At 72.2% G+C, this 17,479-nt stretch carries 20 protein-coding genes and 1 tRNA gene; 10 read left to right on the top strand and 11 right to left on the bottom strand.

Annotation, left to right across the window (positions count from 1 at the left end):
- A partial coding sequence (locus tag JWQ92_RS02555; RefSeq protein WP_297342887.1) for a hypothetical protein occupies positions 1-500 on the top strand: 500 nt, incomplete at its 5' end.
- A 294-nt stretch (positions 501-794) separates the two neighbouring features.
- On the opposite strand, the gene JWQ92_RS02550 is transcribed toward JWQ92_RS02555, so the two are convergent.
- From JWQ92_RS02550 to JWQ92_RS02540, 3 genes are read right to left on the bottom strand one after another with little or no spacing between them, the layout of a single operon-like run.
- Positions 795-929, bottom strand: coding sequence for a hypothetical protein (locus JWQ92_RS02550; RefSeq protein WP_297342886.1), 135 nt, complete (start codon positions 927-929; stop codon positions 795-797).
- Positions 930-974: 45 nt separating this feature from the next.
- Positions 975-1,148, bottom strand: coding sequence for a hypothetical protein (locus JWQ92_RS02545; protein ID WP_297342885.1), 174 nt, complete (start codon positions 1,146-1,148; stop codon positions 975-977).
- On the bottom strand, positions 1,148-1,549 hold the full coding sequence (locus JWQ92_RS02540; protein WP_297342884.1) for a VOC family protein: 402 nt from the start codon (positions 1,547-1,549) through the stop codon (positions 1,148-1,150). Before JWQ92_RS02540 ends, JWQ92_RS02545 begins: the two co-directional genes overlap by 1 nt.
- Positions 1,550-1,661: 112 nt before the next feature.
- On the opposite strand from JWQ92_RS02540, the gene JWQ92_RS02535 reads away from it, so the two are divergent.
- Both JWQ92_RS02535 and JWQ92_RS02530 read left to right on the top strand, forming a co-directional pair.
- A complete protein-coding gene (locus JWQ92_RS02535; protein ID WP_297342883.1) occupies positions 1,662-2,249 on the top strand; it encodes a TetR/AcrR family transcriptional regulator in 588 nt (195 codons plus the stop codon).
- A gap of 185 nt (positions 2,250-2,434) precedes the next feature.
- Positions 2,435-2,635, top strand: a complete 201-nt coding sequence (locus JWQ92_RS02530; protein WP_297342882.1) for a hypothetical protein — start codon at positions 2,435-2,437, stop codon at positions 2,633-2,635.
- 79 nt (positions 2,636-2,714) lie between these two features.
- Here JWQ92_RS02530 and JWQ92_RS02525 read toward each other — a convergent pair whose 3' ends face one another.
- Both JWQ92_RS02525 and JWQ92_RS02520 read right to left on the bottom strand, forming a co-directional pair.
- A complete protein-coding gene (locus JWQ92_RS02525) occupies positions 2,715-3,374 on the bottom strand; it encodes a response regulator transcription factor (RefSeq protein WP_297342881.1) in 660 nt (219 codons plus the stop codon).
- A complete protein-coding gene (locus JWQ92_RS02520; protein ID WP_297342880.1) occupies positions 3,371-4,984 on the bottom strand; it encodes a GAF domain-containing protein in 1,614 nt (537 codons plus the stop codon). Before JWQ92_RS02520 ends, JWQ92_RS02525 begins: the two co-directional genes overlap by 4 nt.
- Before the next feature lie 156 nt (positions 4,985-5,140).
- Between JWQ92_RS02520 and JWQ92_RS02515 the strand changes: the two genes are divergently transcribed.
- The 5 genes from JWQ92_RS02515 to JWQ92_RS02495 all read left to right on the top strand — a co-directional run bounded on the left by JWQ92_RS02515 (position 5,141) and on the right by JWQ92_RS02495 (position 10,941).
- Positions 5,141-6,055 (top strand): universal stress protein, encoded by a 915-nt coding sequence (locus tag JWQ92_RS02515; protein ID WP_297342879.1) that lies wholly within the window; start codon positions 5,141-5,143, stop codon positions 6,053-6,055.
- 49 nt (positions 6,056-6,104) lie between these two features.
- Entirely contained in the window at positions 6,105-7,097 is a 993-nt protein-coding gene (locus JWQ92_RS02510; protein ID WP_297342878.1) for a glycosyltransferase family 4 protein, read from the top strand.
- Positions 7,098-7,277: 180 nt separating this feature from the next.
- Positions 7,278-8,408, top strand: coding sequence for a glycosyltransferase (locus tag JWQ92_RS02505; RefSeq protein ID WP_297342877.1), 1,131 nt, complete (start codon positions 7,278-7,280; stop codon positions 8,406-8,408).
- Entirely contained in the window at positions 8,405-9,460 is a 1,056-nt protein-coding gene (locus tag JWQ92_RS02500; protein WP_297342876.1) for a glycosyltransferase, read from the top strand. Before JWQ92_RS02505 ends, JWQ92_RS02500 begins: the two co-directional genes overlap by 4 nt.
- A gap of 50 nt (positions 9,461-9,510) precedes the next feature.
- Positions 9,511-10,941 carry a glycoside hydrolase family 130 protein gene (locus JWQ92_RS02495; protein WP_297342875.1) on the top strand — a complete coding sequence of 477 codons (1,431 nt, stop codon included), beginning with the start codon at positions 9,511-9,513 and terminating at the stop codon, positions 10,939-10,941.
- 161 nt (positions 10,942-11,102) lie between these two features.
- Here the strand turns inward: JWQ92_RS02495 and JWQ92_RS02490 are convergent, their stop codons facing one another.
- On the bottom strand, positions 11,103-12,092 hold the full coding sequence (locus tag JWQ92_RS02490) for a universal stress protein (RefSeq protein ID WP_297342874.1): 990 nt from the start codon (positions 12,090-12,092) through the stop codon (positions 11,103-11,105).
- Between the two features lie 244 nt (positions 12,093-12,336).
- Between JWQ92_RS02490 and JWQ92_RS02485 the strand changes: the two genes are divergently transcribed.
- Positions 12,337-13,146 carry a slipin family protein gene (locus tag JWQ92_RS02485; protein ID WP_297342888.1) on the top strand — a complete coding sequence of 270 codons (810 nt, stop codon included), beginning with the start codon at positions 12,337-12,339 and terminating at the stop codon, positions 13,144-13,146.
- Positions 13,147-13,653: 507 nt separating this feature from the next.
- Positions 13,654-13,848, top strand: coding sequence for a hypothetical protein (locus JWQ92_RS02480; protein WP_297342873.1), 195 nt, complete (start codon positions 13,654-13,656; stop codon positions 13,846-13,848).
- 155 nt (positions 13,849-14,003) lie between these two features.
- On the opposite strand, the gene JWQ92_RS02475 is transcribed toward JWQ92_RS02480, so the two are convergent.
- The 5 genes from JWQ92_RS02475 to JWQ92_RS02455 all read right to left on the bottom strand — a co-directional run.
- Positions 14,004-14,077, bottom strand: a tRNA-Leu gene (locus JWQ92_RS02475).
- A gap of 114 nt (positions 14,078-14,191) precedes the next feature.
- Positions 14,192-14,938 carry a trans-aconitate 2-methyltransferase gene (locus tag JWQ92_RS02470; RefSeq protein WP_297342872.1) on the bottom strand — a complete coding sequence of 249 codons (747 nt, stop codon included), beginning with the start codon at positions 14,936-14,938 and terminating at the stop codon, positions 14,192-14,194.
- Between the two features lie 110 nt (positions 14,939-15,048).
- The gene (locus tag JWQ92_RS02465; RefSeq protein ID WP_297342871.1) at positions 15,049-16,647 is read right to left on the bottom strand and encodes an FAD-dependent oxidoreductase; all 1,599 of its coding nucleotides are present in this window, start codon (positions 16,645-16,647) and stop codon (positions 15,049-15,051) included.
- 47 nt (positions 16,648-16,694) lie between these two features.
- The gene (locus JWQ92_RS02460; RefSeq protein ID WP_297342870.1) at positions 16,695-17,210 is read right to left on the bottom strand and encodes a DUF501 domain-containing protein; all 516 of its coding nucleotides are present in this window, start codon (positions 17,208-17,210) and stop codon (positions 16,695-16,697) included.
- Positions 17,207-17,479, bottom strand: a 273-nt coding sequence (locus tag JWQ92_RS02455; RefSeq protein WP_297342869.1) for a septum formation initiator family protein, incomplete at its 5' end; no start/stop codon positions are given. The genes JWQ92_RS02460 and JWQ92_RS02455, both read right to left, overlap by 4 nt.

Raw genomic sequence — 17,479 nt, 5'->3', positions numbered from 1 at the left:
CCGCCATGAGCACCGGATCGAACCCGACCGTCGGTGGGCGGCTCGGCGCCCTCGCCAGGATCGACCTGCCTCGGGGAACCGCCCAGCCGTCGCTGCCGCGCTTCGTGCTCGCGACCGTGGTCGCGCTGGCGGGCTCCCTGCTCGCCTGCCTCCTGCTCGCCGGCGCAGCGCAGCTGCTCGACCCCGCGACGCGCGGCTACGCGCACTTCCGGTTCGCGGACTACGGCAAGCTCACCGTTCTCGGCGTCCTGGTCGCCTGCCTCGCGTGGCCCGTGGTCGCCTGGTTCTCCTCGCAGGCCCGGCGGGTGTTCCTCGTCCTGGCCCTGCTCGTGACCCTGGCGAGCTTCGCGCCCGACGTCTGGATCGGCATCCACGGCCAGCCGGCCGCCGGGGTGCTGACGCTGGTGCTCATGCACGTCGCGCTGCTCGTGGTCACCTATCCGGCCCTCGTGCTGCTCGCGCCGCAGCGGCGCCCTCGGGCGGCGGCGCTCGTCCCGTGACGTGATCGGGGCGGCACCGCCCGGCACCCGAGCCGATGATCGGCCTGCAGGCTGCCTCGGGTCGATGTGGGGCACACCCCGCGACCCGGCGCGCAGCAGCGGGGGGTCCCGGCATCGCCCGACGTGACCGAGCGGAGCGGGGGGGCCTGCTCCCTCCGCTCCCGTCCGGGCCGTGGATCGTCTCATCCCCGGATGAGGTCGGCACGAGGTCGATCGCACCCGCCGGCGTGGTCGGCGGGTCCGATCAGCGCTCCCGTCGCTCAGCGCGACGAGGCCGCGATGGCAGACCTCGGATCATTCCGCGTAGTGGCCGGCTCCGTGCCAGTCCACGACGACCACGTCCTCGTCGCCGACGACCCAGGCGTCGTGGCCGCTGGGCAGGAAGGTGACGTCGCCGGGCCCGGCCTCGTACTCCGTGCCGTCGTCCATGCGGATGTGGAGCCGGCCGCTCAGGTGGTACTGGAAGTGCGGGGCTTAGCAGCTGTCGGTCCCAGCGATCGGTTTGACGTCGTTCGACCACCGCCAGCCGGGCGCGAGGGTGAGCCGGCCGACCTCGCCCTGGCCCATCGTCAGCACGTCGACCCTCCCGTGCGGGAAGGTCCTGACCTCGTCCGCTCCGGTGAAGGACCGGAGCTCCGACCCGGGCATCAGTGGACCGCCATGGCGGGGGCGCCGACGGTCTGGGAGATGCAGAGGGTGTTGCCCTCGGTGTCCTTGAACCAGGCGCTGCGCTCGGTGCCCACGAAGGCGATGCCGTTCTCGGTCTTGAGTCCGGGGAAGTCGTACTCCTCGAACCGCACGCCGCGGGAGCGCAGCTCCGCGACGTCGTCGTCGAGGCGGTCCGTGGACAGCCCCATCTGGGTGTTCTGGGCGGTCCCGACGGCCTGGGTCTCGTAGAGCTGGAAGAGGTAGCCGGAGGGACCGGAGTATGCCAGCATCCCCGGCTTCTCCATGGTCGGCTCGAGGCCGAGGGTGTCGCGGTAGAAGGCCTTGGCGCGGGCCAGATCCTGAACCGGCAGGACGGTGTAGACGGACAGCGAGCTCAGCATGAGTACCTCGATATCTCGATGACGGACGCGAGCCTCGATCCGGTCACATCTCGTCGCCGCCTGGCTTACTCACTAGTTAGTAAGTTGTCAAGAGTCGGCGTACGATCGGCCCGTGACCAGCACCGCGACGCTCCAGAAGGACACCCGGACGCAGATCCTGGACGTGGCCGAGCGGCTGGTGCAGACCCGCGGGTTCAACGACTTCAGCTACGCGGACATCGCCTCGGAGCTCGCCGTGACGAACGCGGCCCTCCACTACCACTTCCGCACGAAGGCGGCCCTCGGCGATGCGCTGATCGAGCGCTACTCGGAGCGGTTCTTCGCCGCGCTGGACCGCATCGCCGCGGGCCCCAGCGACGCCCGCGCGCAGATCGAGGCCTACATCGACCTGTACCGGGAGGTCCTGGCGGCGGACCGGATGTGCCTCTGCGGCGTGCTCGCCGCCGAGTACCCGACGTTGCCCGGCAGCATGCGGGCGGCGGTGCAGCGCTTCTTCGACCGGAACGAGACCTGGCTGGTCGCACTCCTGGAGACCGGATCCCGCAGCCACCGGCTCGACTCGGCCGGCTCGGCCCGCGACACCGCGCGGATGATCGTCGACACGCTCGAGGGCGCGGTCATGATCGCGCGAGCCCAGCACGACCCCGATCGGTTCCGGGCCGTCGCGACCCGGCTCCTACGGATGCTGCACGCCGGCTGAGCGCACGGCCGACGGCTCGCGCCCCGTCGCGGATGGAGCTCGCCCTCCGCCCTCGCGGTCCGCGTTCGCTCTCGGGAGGCCCGCAGGCAGGGCGCATACCCTCGCATCGCCGCCCCGGACCCCGGCTGCGCCGAACGCACGTCCACGTTCCGCGCCCAGGAACGGAGATCCGGAAGGCGGGTCAGATGCAGCTCCAGTACGGACTTCTGACCGCCGCCGCCACCGCGGGAGCCCTGGTCGTCTTCCTCGTGGGGATCATCACCTTCCGGGCTCGCCCCGACTCGACCTCGCGCCAGCTCCGTGCGACGGTCACGATGTGGGCAGGGGTGGTCGGCATGGGCGGCTTCCTGTGCTGCGCCGCCACGATGTCCTTCCCACCGTTCTGAGAACACCTCGATGAGACCGCTACGGCGACCCGAAAGGCCCGGACGATAGCGGATCGCGCCTCACCGTGCCGTCGTCCGATTACGGGTGCGGCCACACCGTGCCGGATTCGGTGACCGCACGCAGCACGGCGGCCTGCGTGCGGGTGTGCAGGCCGAGCTTCGACAGCAGGCTCGACACGTAGTTCTTCACGGTCTTCTCGGAGAGGGCGAGGACGCCTGCGATCTCTCGGTTCGTCTTCCCATCCGCGATGAGCGCGAGCACCTCGGCCTCCCGACGGCTCAAGCCGGCGAGGCGCGGGTCTCCTCGTTCCGCGTCCCTCAGATGGCGCGCAACTCGTGCGACGAGCGCTGCGTCCAGCAGGGAGCGGCCGGCGGCAGCCGACCGGATGCCATCGACCAGGGCGCTGCCGGCGATGTCCTTGCGGATGTAGCCCGCCGCACCGGCGACGACGGAGGCGAGGATGGCGTCGTCGTCGTCATACGCGGTGAGGATGATGCACGCGACCTCGGGCGAGCGGACGCGGAGCTCTCGGCACACATCGATGCCGCTCCCATCCGGGAGTCGGACGTCGAGCAGGACGACGTCCGGGTGCACCGCGGGAACCCGGGCGAGCGCCTGTGCGGCTGTCGCCGCCTCTCCCACGATCAGGAGGTCGGTCGCCGAGCCGAGGAACGACGCGATGCCGCGACGGACGAGCTCGTGGTCGTCGACGAGAAAGACGCGGATGGAGTCGGTCACTCCTCGCTTCCCTCGCTGTAGGGAACGGCCCAGACCGCACGAGTGGCTCCGGAGGTCCTGCCGATCGTGAAGTCTCCGCCACGGCGCACCGCCCTGTCCTCGAGGTTGGCCAGGCCGCTGCGGGGCGCGGCCGTGGGCAGCCCTCGGCCGTCGTCCCACACCTCCACCCGGATCCGCCCGCCGTGCACGGAGATCCGCACGCCGGCGTGCGTGGCCGCCGCGTGGCGCGCCACATTGGTCAGTGCCTCGCGCACCACGGCCACCACGTCCTCGCCGAGGCCGCCACGAGCGACCAGCTCGACCGGCCCGTCGAAGCGCAGCTCGGGCGGCTGGATGAATTCGCGGCTCAGGTCGCGGACGACGTCCAGGATGCGGTGGCGGACGGAGGCACCGGCGGGATCCGCCGAGATGGCCAGCACGGCGGTGCGGATACGGTCGATCGCGCCGTCGATGAGCGTCACGCCCTGGTCGACGCCGGCCTGCACGCGTGGGACCGGCACGTCCGCGGCGGTCGCGCGCAGCTCCAGACCGGCCGCGAACAGCTGTTGGATGACGGTGTCGTGCAGGTCCCGCGCGATTCGGGCGCGGTCCTCGATCAGCAGGATGCGCTCCCGATCGGCGCGGACCTCGGCGAGCTGCAGCGCCACCGTGGTGTGGTCGACGAAGCCGGCAAGCAGCTCGAGGTCGCCCGCCGAGAACAGGGGTCCGCCCGCGCGGCGGCCCACGACGATCGCGCCGATCACGAGGTCGGCCGAGAGCATCGGGGCGACCATCATCGGGCCGCCGCCCCAGGTCGTCCCGGATGCGCCGAGAATCGGGAGGACCCCGGCGGAGACCGCTCTCGGTTGGTGCGACTCCACCGCGTCCCCAGGGATGGATCCCCGCACCGGAACCCGCTCCCCCAGGGGCGGGCTGTCCTCCCCGGAGCGGGCGGCCACCGTGAGCCCGTCGATCGCCCCGTCCCGTCGCAGCACGCAGGCGTAGTCCGCTGCGGCGAGCGTGCGGACGCTGGAGCTGAGGACCGCCAGCGGCGCGTCCAGCCTGCCCGTCAGCAGGGCCGAGACCATCTCCGCGGACGCGTCGGACCAGGCTCCGCGGCGGTTCAGCTCGGACCGGAGCAGCTCGGATCCGAGGGCGATGGAGGCCGCCTCGGCGAGCGCCTGCAGCAGCCGTGCGTCATCGTCGGCGAACGCGGGGCGCCCTGCGGCGGCGACGACGACTCCGCCGGCGATGCGGCCGTTCCAGCGGATCGGCACGGCGAGCACCCGTACCGGAGCGCCCGTGGCCACGGTCCCGGCCCAGTGCAGGTCGCCGATGTACACGGGGAGGCCGTCCGCGGCGAGCCGCTCGGGCACCTGCGCCGCCCGGATCCCCGAACGCAGACGGTCGAGGTCGTCGACACCGAAGTGCTGGTGGACCGTGCGCCAGTCGCCGGACGCCACCGGTCCCTCGAAGATCGCACCGTAGCTCGCGTCGAGCAGCTCCACGGCGACGGTGAGGATCCGGCGGAGCGCCGCGTCGGCGCCCTGCTCGACGGACGGGAAGCGCGCGTCGGGATCCGCGCGACTCGCCCGCTCGTCGCCTCTGGGCATCGGCAGCGCAGAACCCACGCCCCACCTCCGCCTCGAAACCGGCCCGGCGGCGATCGCCCCGGCCGTTCTCACGGAGTGTAGGGCGCGGTGATCCGCGAGCGCGCCCGGCGCCGAACCGGGCGATCGGGCCCAATGGCACTGGCCCGCCTGTGCTCGGAAGGTGACCCTGAAGGGATGACCGTCCCCATGCGCCCGCCCGAACCGCCCGAGGACGTCGGGCGGCGAATCGTCGTCGGGGTCGCCGATTCCGCAGCCGGACACGCCGCCGTGACGTGGGCGGTGGACCGGGCGGGCTCGACCGGCGCCGCGATCACACTGCTGCACGTGGAGGAGCCTGCCGAGCGAGGACGTGCGGTGCTGCCGAGGCTGAGGCTCGTCAGCGGTCGTGACCTGCTGGCGCGCGAGCTCCGGTTCGTCCGCTCGATCGCCCCTGCCGTCCCCGTGACCACGTCGCGGCTGCAGGGCAGCGTGATGTGGGCGCTCGGCGCCGCGTCAGCGGAGGCGGAGATGGTGGTCGTCGGCACTCACAAGTCCGGCTTCATCCACGGCACCGTGTACGGCTCGACCAGCCTTCAACTCGCAGCAACGGCCCGCTGCCCCGTCAGCGTCGTCCCCGCCGCCTCGGTCGGCGTCGCCACCGGGATCGTGCTCGGAGCCGACGGCTCCCCCGCCGGACGGGCCGCGCTCCGATTCGCCGCCGCCGAGGCGGACCGATCCTGTACCGACCTGCTGATCGTCCGCGTGCTCGAGGTGCGGGACGACGACGCCGATGACGCGTCGTCGCGGGCGGACGCGACCCGTCTGCTCAAGGAGTTCCAGGAAGCCGCACGCGCCGCGGCCCCCGATCTCGTGCTCAACGCCCGCGTGATCCACGGAACCGTCGCGCAGGCGCTGGTCACGATGTCGATCGGCGCCCGCATGCTCGTCCTCGGCGACGCCCGGACCGACGCGGGCCGGAACTCGCTCGCGCTCGGCGCCGTGTGCCACGACGCCCTGCTGAACATCCAGACACCGACCGTGATCGTCCACGGCGGTGACCTCGACCGGGAAGGCGATCCCACCGAGCACGCTGCGGCGCAGATCCGATGAGCGCACACCGCGCCCAGCACGTCGGGGTGTGCTCCAGGTGAGGGTGGCGATGCTGGCGCCCGTCGCATGGCGCACCCCGCCGAGGCATTACGGACCGTGGGAACGCGTCGCCGGCCTGCTCGCCGACGGACTGACGGCCAGAGGGGCCGATGTCACCCTGTTCGCGACTGCGGACTCCGTCACGACCGCCCGGCTCGACGCGGTGGTGCCGCACCCGTACGCCGAGGACGCCACGATGGACGGCCGGGTGTGGGAGGCGCTCCACGTCGCGCACGCCCTGAACCGGTCGAGCGCCTTCGACATCGTGCACAACCATCTCGACTGGCTCCCCCTCGCGTTCGCGGCGAGCTGGAGGGCACCGCTCGTCACGACGGTGCACGGATTCTCCGGTCCCGGGATCCTGCCCGCATACGTCGCGGCCGCGTCCGACTACGTCGCGATCTCCGACAGCGACCGTTCCCCGCTGCTCAACTACGTCGCGACGGTGCATCACGGGATCGACCTCGAGGAGGTCGCGTTCGATGAGGTCGGTGGGGACGACCTCGTCGTGCTCGGACGCATCCATCCGGACAAGGGGACGGCCGACGCGATCGAGATCGCCCGTCGGGCGGGGCGACGGCTGCTGATCTGCGGGATCGTGCAGGACGAGCGGTACTTCACGGATGCGGTGCTGCCGTTCGTCGACGGCGATCGGGTCCGCTATCTCGGGTCGATCGGCCCCACGGAGCGGTCGGCGGTGCTCGGCGGAGCGGCGGCGCTGCTGCATCCGATCCACTTCGACGAACCGTTCGGTCTCTCGGTCGTCGAGTCGATGGCCGCGGGCACACCGGTCGTCGCGTTCGCACGCGGGTCGATGCGCGAGCTCATCGACGACGGCGTCACCGGGTTCGCGGTCCGCGGGGTGGAGGAGGCGGTCGGAGCCGTCGACCAGGCGGCGGTTCTGGATCGGCGCACGATTCGCGCCGTGGCCGAACGGCGGTTCGGGGTCGACAGGATGGTCGGCGACTATCTCGCCGTCTACGAGCGGATCCTCACGCGATGACCGGAGGCGCGGGGTATACCCTCCAGCCAGAGCGCGAACCAGTCACCCGGTCGGGGTGGCGGAGCGCGGGGACCGGATGACGACGCCGACGTCGTCATCTCACGGGGGATGCCAGTCGGCAGACGTCTCGCAGTGGCCGATCACGATCGTGGTGATCGGCAGAGAGCAAGGTCGTCACGCATGCCCCGATTCGGGATCCTCAGCACCTACGCCCCCACGCGGTGCGGCATCGCGACCTTCACCGCGTCCCTGGGCACGGCGCTCGCGGCCGAGCCGGACGGCGTGTTCGACGTCGTGCGGCTCCTCGAGCCCGGCGAGGCCGATGCGTGGGGCGCGACCCGGGTCGACCCGAGGGTGACCGCCGACCTCCTCGCCGGTGACGGCTCGAGCCTCGAGCGTGCGGTCGACGCGCTGGATTCCTGCGACGTGGCGATCGTCCAGCACGAGTACGGCATCTACGGCGGCGCGGATGGAGACGAGGTGCTCAGGGTGCTCGACTCCCTCCAGGCGCCGGCGATCGTGGTCCTCCACACGGTGCTGCGCGCACCGACAGCCGGGCAGCGCCTGGTGCTCGAGCGGATCTGCGAGCTCGCTGCCGCCGTGGTCGTCATGACGGGAACGGCGGCTCGGCTCCTCGGCGGCTACTCGGTCCCGATGGAGAAGGTGCGGGTCATCCCCCACGGCGTCGCCGCCCGATCGGTGCCGACCGGGTCCCACGGGCCGCGACCCCAGGTGCTCACGTGGGGCCTGATCGGCCCCGGCAAAGGGATCGAGTGGGGCATCCGCGCGATGGCGCAGCTCGACGACATGACTCCGCCTCCCACGTACGCGGTCCTCGGGCAGACGCACCCGAAGGTGCTCGCGAAGGACGGCGAGCGCTACCGCGACTCCCTGCACGCGCTGATCGACAACCTCGGCGTCACGGAGTCGGTGCGCCTCGACGGCCGCTACCTCGAACCGGAGGACCTGGCAGCGGCCGTCTCCACCGCGGACGTCGTCCTGCTCCCGTACGACTCGCGCGACCAGGTCACGTCGGGCGTGCTCGTCGAGGCGATCGCCGCAGGCATCCCGGTGGTCGCCACCGCGTTCCCGCACGCGCAGGAGCTGCTCGACACCGGGCCCGGCATCGTCGTGGCCCACGAGGACCCCGCAGCCATCGCGGAGGCCGTGCGCTCGATCCTCACGGAGCGGGGGCTGGCGGACCGCATGCGCCTCGCGGCATCGCTCGCGACGGCCGAGACGACCTGGTCCGACGTCGCGGGGCGGTACCGCGCACTCGCGACCGAGCTGCTGCACCCGGTGGCCGCATGACCCGGCTCCGGCCGGGGGGCGGAACGGCGACGCCGGGTCACGTCGATCCGCCGCGCTACGGGCATCTCCAGCGCTTGACCGACCGGACGGGCGTCTTCGAGCATGCGCGCTACGACGTACCACGCCGAGCGCACGGCTACTGCGTCGACGACGTGGCGCGGGCCCTGCTCGTGACGGTGCGTGCGCCTGAGCAGACGGACATCGTCCGCGGGATGACAGCGACGTACCTCGGGTTCCTGGGAAGTGCGGTCGGCCCGAGCGGGCTCGCTCACAACCGCATGGACGTCGACGGCCTGTGGACCGACGAGGCGTCCGTGGGCGACTGGTGGGGCCGCACGGTCTGGGCGACCGGGATCGCCTCCGTCCATGCCGTGGACCCCTCGACGCGACGCGCCGCAGCAGCGGTGTTCGACCGCGCAGCGCAGCGGGACGCGATCGCGCTGCACACGGTCGCGTTCGCGGTGCTCGGCGCAGGTCCGGTGCTGCTGGCGGCCCCGTCGCACCTCGCAGCCCGCCGCATCCTGGAGCGGTTCGCCGCGATGCTGCCCGTCGACCCGGGTTCGGCGTGGCCGTGGCCCGAGGACCGGCTCCGGTACGCCAACGGTTCCGTGGCCGAAGCCGTCATCGTCACCGGTCGCGCGCTGAACGACCGGGCGATCGTGGACCGAGGCCTGTCGATGCTGAGGTTCCTCCTCCAGACGGAGACACGGTCCGGTCATCTCTCGGTCACGGGTACCGAGGGTCGAGGTCCAGCCGAGGTGGAGGCTCAGTTCGACCAGCAACCGATCGAGGTCGCAGCGATCGGCGACGCCTGCGTCGCCGCCTTCGCGGCGACCGGGGATCCCGCCTTCATCGATGGGGTCCGGCTGGCGTGGGCATGGTTCGAGGGCGACAACGACAGTGGCATCCCGATGATCGACCTCGAGACCGGCGCCGGCTTCGACGGCCTGGAAACCACCGGACGCAACCTCAACCGCGGCGCGGAGTCCACGCTGGCCGCCCTCGCCACCTGGCAGCTCGCGCGCCGCTTCCTGTCCTTGAGCGCAGCATGACGCCCCGCGTGGTGGTCCACGCCGACCGGCTGCGAGCCGACCCTTCCCGGGTGGTCGCGCAGCTGTTCCTGCCGGGAGAGGGCGTCGCGTCGACCCACTCGCGGGCGGCCCAGATCGTCGACCGCGTGCTCGCGCTTCCGGGGCCGGTCGTCAGCACGCTCGCCCACGACCTGGTCGCGGACTTCGGCCCGCGCCACGTCGACACCGTCGACCTGCTGCGGGCCAACGCCCGCGCCGTCGGCTCCCGGGTGCAGTCGACGACTCCGATCTCCGACGAGCAGTCCATCGTGCTGGGCGCCACCTTCACCGCGGAGTACGCCATCGAAGGGGCCGCCCTCTGCAATCCGAGCGCCGTCGAGCACCCGGACCAGTCCGGCCTGCAGCCCGGGCAGCTCCGCGTCGCCGTCGCGCTGCGCGCCATCGGTGAGGGACACGTCTCGTCCATCGAGTTCACCGAGGCCGTGATCGGCCCCGGTGACGCGTGGAGCTTCGTACCGCGGCGCAGCCCGGTCGCGACCGCGACGATCCTGCCCGCCCGCTGGCACTCCAGCCGGCTGCGAGCGGCCCTGGAGCACGAGGACCAGGTCAACGAGCTCACCTCATGGGTGCTCGACCGCCTGCCTCCGATCTTCACGGGAGTGGACGTCGAAGCGGCCATCGCCGCGCTGCCACCCGAGCTGCTCCATCATCGGGACAGCGGCGTGGCGTTGAACACGCTCCGGGACATGGTCTCGTCCGCGTACATCGCCCGGTTCGACCCGGACACCGATCTCGGCCAGCGCGTCCTGCTACCGGCAGCCGTCGAGGAGCACAACGGGATGGAGGACGCCCGACTGGTCCGGTTCACCGCCGACGACGGCAGCACCGCATACCGGGCGACGTACACCGCGTACGACGGCCGCGACATCGCTCCCCGGCTGATCACCACGCCCGACCTCGTCTCGTTCTCGATCCATCGGCTCAGCGGTCCATCAGCGAGGAACAAGGGCATGGCGCTGTTCCCGCGGACGGTCGGAGGCCGCCACCTCGCGCTGGCGCGCACGGATGGTGAGAGCATCTCGCTGGCCTCCTCCCCGGACGGGTTCGTGTGGAGTGGCGCGACCCTGCTCAACATCCCGGTCGAACCGTGGGAGATGGTGCAGACCGGCAACTGCGGGTCGCCGATCGAGACCGATCGCGGCTGGTTGGTGCTCACACACGGTGTCGGGCCGTTCCGTGTCTACTCGATCTCGGCGATCCTGCTCGACCTCGACGACCCGTCGGTCGTCCTCGGAAGAGCGCGCCGGCCGATCCTCCAGCCGGAGGGACCGGACCGGGAGGGCTACGTGCCGAACGTCGTCTACTCGTGCGGCGGAATCGTGCATGACGGCCGCCTGTGGGTGCCCATCGGCATCGGCGACGCGCAGGTCGGCGTGTTCTCGACGGACCTCGAAGAGCTCCTCGACTTCACGCAGGCGAGCCGGACCCCCGCGCTCACGTGAGCGTCCCATCGGAGCGCCGCCGTCGGGACGCGCGAGCAGAACAGGACCTCCGGCCCTAGCACCGACGTCGCGTCGGCCCTTCACTGAACGGGAGGTCGTTGGGGAGCCCTGATCGGGCACCCCGAGCCCGAACTCGGCTCTCCAAAGGCCTGCACGGTGCGTCAGGAGGCGGCGGCTCTCCCCCGCCGCAGCGAGGCGCGCGCAGCCGCCGAGGCCCGGCTCCGTGAGGGGGTCAGGACGGGCGATCTGCGGGCACCGGCGAGCGAGTCCGACCACCCCTCGGACACCGCATCCTCCCAACCCCGGTCCTCGGTCAGCGCAGGGACATGTGCGGTGTGGACGAAAGCGATGGGTGCACGCATGCGGCGCAACGCGGCGGTGCCTGCTGCACCGACGACGGCCTCTCCGCTCGTCACGCCGAGTGCCGTGCCGAGGACCAGGAGCAGCGCGTGCGCCGACGACTCCCCCAGGACGTCCGCGGCCGGGCCGCGGATGCTCCGGACGTCGATCGCGACCTCGGGATGCTGTCGCCCCAGGTGATCTCGCATCGCCGACAGGAGTTCGTCCGCGGCGCGTCTCGCGGCCCCCTCGCGCGCCGCAGCCTCCCGGCTCTCATCCTGCGGCAACCCGTCACTCTCCCACGCCCGGACGAGCGTCAGTCGCTGCCGGCTCGATGCCGCCTGCGACCCGGCGAAGGCGGCCGCTGCGCGACCGGAAGCGGAGTCGTCGAGCCCGAGGACGACACCGTGGGCGAACAGCCGATCGGAGTCCGGGACCACGACCACCGGACAGGCGGCGCCGGCCGCGATCGCCCAGCTGATCGGGCTCCCGCCCGGCTCGCCCTCGCTGCCGCGGCGCCCGCCGACGACCAGCATGCCGGCTGCGGCCGTCGCCGAGATCAACTCCTCGGCGACACCGCCGCGGAGGACCAGGAAGGACACCGGGACCACCGGTGCGATGGTGGATGCTTCGTCGACCGCTCGGGTGAGCAGCTGGCCTGCAGCGACGATCGCGCTCGGTCCCGCATCGACCGGGACCACGTGCAGGAGCAGCACCGTGGCGTCGTTGCGAGCGGCATGTCCGAGCGCCCACCGGAGCGCGGCACGACCGGTCGGCGTGTCCGAGACGCCGACCGTGATGAGCGATCGCATTGGTCTGCCCTTCTGCCGTTCCGGCCGTTCGTCGAGAAGCGGTCATCGACGTTCGCACCGTCCCCTCGCGGGGAACAGGGCCGGAAGTCCTGTCGACCCTGCTGCCGCCGGGAACGGGCTCCCCATGGTGACCTTCGGCCCTACCCGGCGCCGCCGCCGTGGACTGAGGTCGGGCCATGAGGAACTTCACGAGATGCGGCAGGACCCTCCGCCGAGCGACCGACGAAGCAGGTGAGCGGTCGTGATGGCGCTGATCCTCACGCTCGCGGCGGTGGCGGTCGTCGCCATCGTCCTGCTCGCGATGTCCCTGCACATCGTCACCCAGTACGAGACGGGGGTCCTCTTCCGCCTCGGCCGGGTCATCGGAACCAGGCAGCCAGGACTCGCGGTGATCATCCCGATCATCGACCGGCTGACGAAGGTCGCCCTCCGCATCGTCACCCTGCCGATCCAGTCGCAAGGGATCATCACGAAGGACAACGTCAGCGTCGACGTGTCGGCAGTCGCCTACTTCCGCGTCGTCGACGCGGTGAAGTCGGTGGTCGCGATCGAGAACGTGACCGCGGCGATCGATCAGATCGCCCAGACCACCCTGCGCAAGGTGGTGGGTCAGCACTCCCTCGATGAGACCCTCGCGGAGACCGATGTGATCAACGACGGCATCCGGAAGATCCTCGATGTGACCACGCTCGCGTGGGGAGTCGAGGTCACGCTGGTCGAGCTCAAGGACATCCAGCTGCCCGACAGCATGAAGCGGGCCATGGCGCGTCAGGCGGAAGCCGAGCGGGAGAAGCGCGCCAAGATCATCGCCGCAGAGGGCGAAGCGATGGCCGCAGCCGCCCTCGGTACGGCATCGGACACGATGATGGCCCACCCGCTCGCACTGCAGCTCCGCAACCTGCAGACGCTGGTCGAGCTCGGCGTCGACAAGAACACGACCGTCGTCTTCCCGGCGCCGCTGATGAGCACGATCAGCGAGCTGGGGACGTTCCTCGCCAAGGAGACGTCCTCCACCGCAGCACTCGAGGCCCTGATGCACCTTCCGGCAGCCTGAGGAAGCGCGCCGAAGCCGGTACCCGGGCCACCCCGCGCTCCCCACGCCTCTCCATGTCGTCCTTCTCAGCCGCCCGCAGGGTGCGATCCGTCTCCGCCACGGGCGCTCCCTCTGTTGATGGGCAGAGGCGCGAACCAGAGGGCACGGGGCAGAGATCGAACGGGCGCCTGGTGGGCTGACACGGCCGGTCGGCCTACGGCAGTTCGCCCATCGGAGCCCCGACCGGCGGACGTTCGGGCCCTGCACGGTCATCGACGTCGGAAGCAGGTTCGGGGTGTGCCGAACGACGCCGCGGGTGGGCGCCACGGCTCGTCCGGGCGCCGACGCCGTCCGACTCCCCCTCGGCGCGCTGCGCCGGGATGCTCCGACGGTCTCAAGGCGCCCGGACGGCGGCGGTGAGCAGGACCTTCGGCCCTTGCGAGGCTCTTCTCGCGGAGTTGACTGAACGCGCAGTCGGCGACCTCGACATACAGGCGTCGGCGCCCGACTCCCGAAGAAAGGCCCACGATGAGCGACTTCACCAGCGACCGGCAGGAGTGGATCCCGGACTCGGGCGAGGGCGAACCGCTCGGACATCCGCGAGTGCAGCCCGACGGTACGCCGACCGCCGCCTTGGACACCGCGGACCAGGGCAGCTACCCCGTGGCGACCGGAGGACCCGTCGGCGATCCGGCTGCCGGCGCTGCCCGCCCCGGGTTCTGAGGTCGGCTCACGCCGACGATCCCGACAGCCGCCGCAGGTGCGGGGACGGCCGGGCGCCGGCACGTGCGGAGTTCTGACGGCGTCCGGCCCCCGATCGATGGCCCGGACTGCTGCAAGAGTCCGGAGACATGCGGATCTGCGGGGCCAGGACCGGGTACCCCCGCTGGGACTCGAACCCAGACTGCGGCGATTTTAAGTCGCCTGCCTCTGCCGATTGGGCTACGGGGGCGTGCCGGCCCAGCCTAGGGACGGCGCCCGCGTGCAGGCTCAGGCGCCTCGTGCAGGTGCGGATCCCTCCCGTCGACGGACGGATGGCCGCCGGACCTGCACACGGGCCCAGCGCTCAACCCCGCGTGGCCGAGACCTGCATCCGCACGTAGTCGATGACCGGCTCCGGCAGCTCGGCGGCGGTGCGGCGGACGAGCTCGCGGCCGTCCTCCGGCGGCATGGCGCGCAGTGTCGCGCCGAGCAGCACCGTGGCGATGAAGGCCTCCAGCTGCGGGCCCCGCTCCAGCACGGCGGGGTCCTCGACCACCCGCACGTGCACGTCCTGGAAGCCGGCGCCGAGCAGCGCCTCGATGGTCTGGTCCCGGCTCGCGAAGTCCCAGGGCGACTCGTCCTCCGGGCCGCCGGCGCGCTCGACCGCCTGCAGGAAGCCGGCGATGTTGCCCTCGCCGCCGAACTCGGCCTCGAAACGGCCGTTCCGCGGCAGGGCGCCGGCGACGCGACGGAACAGAGCGGCGTGGTCCGGCACCCAGTGGAACGTGGCGACGCTCATCGCCGCGTTGCCGCGGACGACGTCGGGGAAGGGCTGGGCGAGGTCGGCGTGGACGACCTCGACCCGGTCGAGGCGGGGCCCGAGGCGCTCCCGCAGGCGGTCGAGCATCTGCACGGAGCCGTCGACCGCCACCACCCGTCCGCCCGGGAGCCGGTCGAGCAGGCGCTCCGTGTCGCGACCGGTTCCGCAGCCGAGGTCGACTACGGTCTCGTCACCGCGCAGGCCGAGCCGGTCGATCACCCCCGCGCCCCACCGCTCGTGCGGCAGCGGGAGGGAGTCGTAGGTGCCGGCGTCCCATTCGAGCAGGTCCACGATCCGAGCCTAGAAGAGGCGCCGTACGCGAAACCGGGCGGCTTCCGGCAATGCGGGCCGGAAAAGACGCCCGGACTGTCGGAAGCCGCCCGTGTTCGGCGGCGGAGCCGCTACTTCTTCGCCGGTTCGCTCGCCGGCTCCGGCGCCGGGTTCGCGTAGATCGGCGCCTCGACGCCCTTCGCGCCGGGCAGCGGCGGCTGCGGCGCCTCCGCCTCGGCGGCCGGCTTGCGGCGCGCGCGGGTGGGACGCTTCGCGGGTGCCTCCACCGGCTCACCCTCCGCCGCGGCCGGGGCGGGTGCCGGGGCCGCCGGTGCAGAGGACGCCGCGATCGCGGGTGCGGGGCCACCGACCGGAGCGGCGACGGCCGCAGGGACAGGCGCGGCAGCCGCGGGACGCGGGCGGGAGGCCCAGGTCTCGAACGCCACCCGCGGGTGCTGAACGGCCTCGAGGTTCACCAGGTCGCGACCCAGCACGAAGTTGAGCACCCACATGCTGATGACGCGGATCTTGCGCTCCCACGTCGGGATCGCGAGGCCGTGGTATCCGCGGTGCATCACCCAGGCGGGGAAGCCCTTCACGGCGATCTTGCCGCTCTGGAACGCGCCGACGTAGAGGCCGAGGCCCGCGACCGCGCCGAGGCTCTCGTGGTAGTAGTCGCGCACGCCCTCGCCGCGGAGCGTCGCGGCGATGTTCTTCGCGAGGAGCTTGCCCTGGCGCACCGCGTGCTGCGCGTTCGGCACGCAGAACCCGCCGACACCCTTGCCGGTGAGGTCGGGGACGGCGGACACGTCGCCCGCGCCCCAGGCGTCCGGCACGATCTCGCCCTCGGCCGTGACGACCCGCAGGTCGGCGCGCACGCGCAGGCGACCGCGCTCCTCGACCGGCAGGTCGGTGTTCTTCAGCATCGGTGAGGCCATGACGCCCGCGGTCCAGACGATGACGTCGGACTCGAACGCCTCCCCCGACGACAGCTCGATCCGGCCGCCCTCCGCGCTCTTCAGCTGCGTGTCGAGGTGCACGATCGCGCCGCGCTGGGCGTAGTTCTTCAGCACCCAGTGGCTCGTCGGCAGCGACACCTCGGGCATGATGCGGCCCATCGCCTCGACGAGGTGGAAGTGGGTGTCGTCGAACGTGAGCTGCGGGTAGTACTGCAGCAGCGCGGAGGCGAGCGAGCGCATCTCGCCGAACACCTCGATGCCGGCGAAGCCGCCGCCGATCACCACGAAGGTGAGCAGCCGGTCGCGCTCAGGGCCGGCCGGGATGTTCGCGGCCTTGTCGAAGTTCGTGATGATGCGATCGCGGATGGCGACCGCCTCCTCGATCGTCTTCAGGCCGAACGCCTCGTCGGCGACGCCAGGGATCGGGAAGGTGCGGCTCACCGAGCCGGCGGTCACGACGACGTGGTCGTACGACATCGTCCACGGCTCGCCCACCTCGGGCGTGATCCGCGCGGTCTTCGCCGCGTGGTCGATGCCGGTGACGCGGGCCGTGATGACGCGGCTGCGCTTCAGGTGCTTGCGCTGCAGGACGACCGCGTGCCGGGCCTCGACGGACCCGCCGACCACCTCGGGCAGGAACGGCTGGTACGTGAGATACGGCAGCGGATCGACGACGACGATCTCCGCCTCGTCCTTCTGCAGCCACTTCTCGAGCTTCCACGCGGTGTAGAAGCCGGCGTAGCCGCCTCCGACGATCAGGATGCGAGGCACAGGTCTCAGATCTCCTCTGGGGTGGCGGGCCTGGTCGGGGGTCGAGTTTACAGGAGGCCTTCAGCCGCCCGGGCGCCGACCGCCCGGGCGACCGCCGGTTCCGCCGCGGCGGCCTCCGCGAGGACGAGGTCGCCGAGCGGGTTCACGCCCGGTCCAGCCGCCAGCGCGTGCGCGGCGAGCGCATGGAGGCACTTCACGCGCGTCGGCATGCCGCCCGCGCTCACCCCGGCGAGCTCCGGCACGACCGCGACGGCCTCCCGGTCCGCGAGGTAGGCCCGGTGGGCCGCCTCGTAGGCCGCGGCGAGCTCCGGCTCGGCCTCGAGCCGCGCGTTCAGCTCGCGCATCCGCCCGTCGGCCTCGAGCCGCGAGATCGCGGCGACGAGCAGCGGATGGGTGAGGTAGTAGAACGTGGGGAACGGCGTGCCGTCCGCGAGTCGCGGGGCGGTCGAGACGACGGCGGGCTCCCCGTCGCGGCTGCGCGCGGCGATCGCCAGCACGTCGCGCGCCGGGCGGCCCAGCTGTGCGGAGACCGCTGCGAGGTCGGCCTCGGTGGGAGGGCTCATCCGCCCGGGGTCGCGGCCGTCGGGTTGGGCGAGTCGGTCGTCCCGGCGGTGACGACCGAGTCGAGCAGGCCGTCGAGCCAGTTCGCGTGCGTCTGTTGCACGGACTTCGACGGCGCGGGCGCCGAGGCGGATCCGGTCGCCGGCAGCCCGACGACGCGGTAGGTCGTCTCGCCGGGAAGCACGTAGAAGAGGCGGCTGCCGGCCTGCGAGCGGATGTAGGCGGGATCGTTCCAGCGGGCCACGTCGGCGTCGAGCTTCGTGAGGTCCCG

The sequence above is a fragment of the Amnibacterium sp. genome, assembly GCF_025463795.1.
In the GTDB taxonomy this organism is placed as follows: Bacteria; Actinomycetota; Actinomycetes; order Actinomycetales; family Microbacteriaceae; genus Amnibacterium.
The sequence above is the reverse complement of the archived record's forward strand: the minus strand, read 5'-3'. Positions and strand labels throughout refer to the sequence as shown.